2 protein-coding genes are annotated in these 2,416 nt (G+C 74.1%); one reads left to right on the forward strand and one right to left on the reverse strand.

The window, feature by feature from the left end:
- A partial coding sequence (locus IE99_RS33315) for a condensation domain-containing protein (protein ID WP_030177453.1) occupies positions 1-2,118 on the reverse strand: 2,118 nt, incomplete at its 3' end.
- Between the two features lie 88 nt (positions 2,119-2,206).
- Between IE99_RS33315 and IE99_RS33320 the strand changes: the two genes are divergently transcribed.
- A partial coding sequence (locus IE99_RS33320; protein WP_030177454.1) for a hypothetical protein occupies positions 2,207-2,416 on the forward strand: 210 nt, incomplete at its 3' end.

Here is a 2,416-nt window from a genome sequence, read left to right on the forward strand (position 1 = left end):
ACCGAACACCAGCGCCGTAGCATCAGGCGTCCGACCCACCTGCTCCTCGAGCAGATCCGCCACCGACACCCCCGGCACCGGCCGCCCCGTCGCGTTCCATCCGGCGATGAGCTCCGCCTCGGCGGGCGTCAACAGGTCGATGCCGCTCACCGGGCGCCCGGGGTCGGCGGTCGCCTGGTCGAGCAGCGCCTCCAGACGGGCGAGCATCAGCTCGGCCGTGGACGCGTCGAACAGGTCCTCGGCGTATTCGAGGACGAACTCCATGCCCTCGGCGTCGGAGTACTCGATGACGTTGAAATCGAGGTCGAACTTCGCGGCGGCCGTCCCGAACGGCTCGGGGCGGGTCTCGAGGCCGAAGAGGCGGTCGTTGCCGCTCTCCAGGTTCTGGTAGCCGAGCATGATCTGGAACAGCGGGTGCCGGGCCAGGGAGCGGGGCGGGTTGACGACCTCGACGAGCCGCTCGAACGGCATGTCCCGATGGGCGAACGCGGCCAGGTCGAAGCCCTTGACCCGGTCGACGAGCTCCGCGAACGTCGGGTCGCCGGACACGTCGGCGCGGAGCACCAGCGTGTTGACGAAGAACCCGACGAGGTTCTGGAGCGCCTCGTCGTCCCGGCCGCCGGAGGGGCTGCCGAGCGGGACGTCGTCGCCGGCGCCGAGCCGGTGGAGCAGCGCGGCGACGGCGGCCTGCATCACCATGAAGGTCGTGGCGCCGGTCCGCGCGGCGACCTCGCGGACGCGGGTGACGAGCGCGGCGGGCACGATCCGCTCGACGGTTCCGCCCTTGTAGCTCGCGACGGCCGGGCGGGGCCGGTCGGTCGGAAGCGGGAGCTCCTCGGGGAGCCCGGCGAGGGCGTCCTTCCAGAACGCGGCCTGCCGGCCCAGCAGGCCGCCCTCGTCGGCGGGGTCGCCGAGCAGTTCGTGCTGCCAGAGCGCGTAGTCGGCGTACTGGAGGGGCAGCGGCTCCCACTCGGGCGCCCGCCCGTCCCGCCGCGCGTCGTAGGCGGCGGTCAGGTCGCGGATGAACGGCCGGATCGACCACTCGTCGCCGACGATGTGGTGGAACAGGAAGACGACGACCTGGTGGCCGGGCCCGAGGCGGAGCACGCGGGTGCGCAGCGGCACCTCGCGGTCGAGCGCGAACGCATGCCGCGCGGCCGCGTCGACCTCGTCCCCGACCCGCTCCTCGGTGGTGTCCACGACCTCGAGGACGGGTTCGGCGCCGGTGAGGATCCGCTGGTGGGCGATGCCGTCCTCGTCGGCGAACACCGTCCGGAGGCTCTCGTGCCGGGCCATGACGTCGCCGAGCGCGGCCCGCAGGGCGTCCAGGTCGAGGTCGCCGCGCGCCCGCAGCGCGAGGGGGATGTTGTAGGCGGCGGAGCGGCCTTCGAGCTGGTGCAGGAACCAGAGGCGGCGCTGCGCGTAGGACAGCGGGATCCGCGCGGGCCGGCCGCGGGGGCCCGGCTCGGGACGGTCGTCGGCGCGCCCGGCGACGGCCGCGCGGGCGGCGAGCCCGGCGGCGGTCCGCTCCTCGAACAGGTCGCGGATCGCGAGCCGGACGCCGAGGGCCGCGCGCGCCCTGGCGATGAGGCGGGTGGCGAGCAGCGAGTGCCCGCCGAGCTCGAAGAAGTCGTCGTCGACACCGACCGACGGCACGTCCAGGACCTCGGCGAGCAGTCGGCAGAGCGTCTCCTCCTCGGGGGTCGCGGGCGGCCGTCCGGTGGCGGCGGGACCCGCCTCCGGGGGCGGCAGGGCGCGGCGGTCGAGCTTGCCGTTCGTGGTGAGGGGCAGCCGGTCCAGCACCATGATCGCCGCCGGGACCATGTGCGCGGGCAGGCTCGCGCGGAGCCCGTCGCGCAGCAGCGACGGCAGCCCGCCGGACCCCCCGCCGAGCGCGTCGCGCGCGGCGGGGACGACGTAGCCGACGAGCCGCTTGGCCTGTCCCGTCTCCTGGACGACGACGGCGGCCTGAGCGACCTCGGGGCGGCGGGCGAGGGCGTCCTCGATCTCGCCGAGTTCGACCCGGTAGCCGCGGATCTTGACCTGGTCGTCGGTGCGGCCGAGGTAGTCGAGCAGGCCGTCGGGGCGCCACCGGACGAGGTCGCCGGTGCGGTACATGCGCTCGCCGGGCTCGTGGAGGTGGCGCTGTCGGTGGTGCCGCCGCCGAGCGTGTTGATCGTGTACTCGGTCGGCCCGTACAGGGGCGGTGGCCGGCGGCGTCCAGCAGGCCGAAGTCGATGAGTTCCTGCGCGTACGACGGCGTCAGGTTGATGACGTCGATGCGCTGCTCCGCGCAGTACGCGGTCAGGGCGTCGGCGTCGCGGCGCAGTTCCTCGTCCAGGACGTGGACCTCATGGCCCTCGACCAGCCACAGCAGCTCTTCCCACGACATGTCGAACGAGAACGACACCGTGTG

Source organism: Spirillospora albida (assembly GCF_000718255.1).
Taxonomy (GTDB): Bacteria; Actinomycetota; Actinomycetes; order Streptosporangiales; family Streptosporangiaceae; genus Spirillospora; species Spirillospora albida.